At 67.7% G+C, this 1813-nt stretch carries 1 protein-coding gene and 2 pseudogenes; 2 read left to right on the top strand and 1 reads right to left on the bottom strand.

What is annotated here, in order from left to right; all coding sequences use genetic code 11:
• A pseudogene (locus DD1DGNOD_RS29630) lies at positions 1-289 on the top strand (hypothetical protein); the annotation flags it as partial.
• On the top strand, positions 286-1314 hold the full coding sequence (locus tag DD1DGNOD_RS15920) for an aldo/keto reductase (protein WP_131767189.1): 1029 nt from the start codon (positions 286-288) through the stop codon (positions 1312-1314). The pseudogene DD1DGNOD_RS29630 and the gene DD1DGNOD_RS15920, both read left to right, overlap by 4 nt.
• Positions 1315-1479: 165 nt before the next feature.
• Here the strand turns inward: DD1DGNOD_RS15920 and DD1DGNOD_RS29625 are convergent.
• Positions 1480-1813, bottom strand: a pseudogene (locus DD1DGNOD_RS29625) (XRE family transcriptional regulator); the annotation flags it as partial.

Raw genomic sequence — 1813 nt, 5'->3', positions numbered from 1 at the left:
CATCCTGCTGCTGGACGAGGCGACCGCCTCGCTGGACCTGGCCACCGAGGAGAGCGTGCGGCTGGCCACCGACGCGCTCACCCGGCAGCGCACCACGCTGGTGGTCGCGCACCGGTTGACCACCGCGGCGCGCGCGGACCGGGTGGTGGTGCTCGACGGTGGCCGGATCGTCGAGGTCGGCGCGCACGAGGAGCTGCTCGAGGCGGGTGGGCACTACCGCAGGTTGTGGGACGCGTTCGTCGGTGCGGTCCCGAGAAGTAAATCCGTCCAACTGGAGAGGGCGACATGAGCTACCGTGATTTCGGCCGTACCGGTGTGAAGGTGAGTCCGCTGGCGCTCGGCGCGATGAACTTCGGCGCGCGTGCCAATGCCGATCATGAGGACGGCATCCGGATCATCCACCAGGCCCTTGACTCGGGCATCAACCTCATCGACACCGCGGACGTGTACTCGCAGGGCGAGTCCGAGAGGATCGTGGGCAAGGCGCTGGCCGGGGGCAGGCGGGAGGATGTCGTGCTGGCCACCAAGTTCCACGGCCAGATAGGCGACGAGCCCAACCACTTCGGCAACTCCCGGCGTTGGATAGCCCGGGCCGTCGAGGACAGCCTGCGCCGGCTGCAGACCGATTGGATCGACATCTACCAGGTGCATCGGCCGGAACCGGACACCGACTTCGATGAAACCCTCGGCGCCTTGAGCGATCTGGTCCACCAGGGCAAGATCCGCTACATCGGCACGTCCACCTACCCGCCGTCGGCGATCGTGGAAGGGCAGTGGATCACGCAGCGGCGTGGCCGGGAGCGGGTGGTCAGTGAGCAGCCGCCGTACTCGATCCTGGCACGCGGCGTGGAGCGCGAGGTCCTGCCGGTGGCGCAACGCTACGGCCTCGCGGTGATCCCCTGGGGCCCGTTGGCTGGTGGATGGCTCTCCGGCGCCTACCGCAAGGGCGCGGTACAACTGGCGTCCAGCCGTGCGGAGCGCCAGCCCGAGCGATACGACATCGCCGATCCGGCCAACGCGGCCAAGCTGGCGGCGGCCGAGGCCCTCGCCACGCTGGCCGGCGAGGCCGGGCTCTCGCTGATCCACCTGGCACTGGCGTTCGTGCTGGAACATCCCGCGGTGACCTCAGTGATCATCGGACCGCGTACCCGCGAGCACCTGGAGAGTCAGCTGGGTGCAGAAAAGATCAAATTGTCCGGCGACGTGCTGGACCGGATCGACGAGATCGTCCCGCCGGGTGTCACGCTGGCCGCACGGGACGCCGGCTACGTCCCGCCGGCCATCAAGCAGGCATCACTGCGCCGCCGAGGTTGACGCGCAAGACCGGCAGGCTGGAATCAGCGCATCAGTGCCGATGCGAATTCCGGCTGGGCCGTATGGTTGGGCTGCTCGGCCCGATCCGGAGCACTCACCGATGATCCACGGGCCTGTCCCGGACGCTCTTATTTGTTGATCGCTCTGATCCAGGGATTCAGGGAGTCAGGTCAGGACCCGCAACTGTTCGTCGAGATCGCGTACCGCCTGTGTGTCACGCCAGGGCGACAGGTGATCACGGATGTGCAGGATGCGGGTCAGCCCGAGCGAGAAGTCCGTCTGTGCCACGATCGCCAGGGCGTCGGCGACAAGCTGGCAGGCCTGTTCGATTTCCCGTTGCTGAATGTGCACCTCGGCAACAGCGCCCAGCAGCAGGGAACGCTTCTTGGTGGTGGTCGGGCTGGTTGTACGCAGCCCCTCGAAAGCGGTCGCGCGCGCCGCGTCCGGACGGTGCAGGCGGGTGAAGGTGGTGACCTTCATCCCGTCGAGGCGGGAACGG

The sequence above is a fragment of the Candidatus Protofrankia californiensis genome (assembly GCF_900634765.1).
In the GTDB taxonomy this organism is placed as follows: domain Bacteria; phylum Actinomycetota; class Actinomycetes; order Frankiales; family Frankiaceae; genus Protofrankia; species Protofrankia californiensis.
This window is presented reverse-complemented; position numbering and strand designations above follow the sequence as displayed.

Excerpts from the sequence above, each read along its gene's own strand:
- DD1DGNOD_RS15920 (WP_131767189.1), top strand. The coding sequence starts at position 286 with ATGAGCTACCGTGATTTCGGCCGTACCGGTGTGAAGGTGAGTCCGCTG.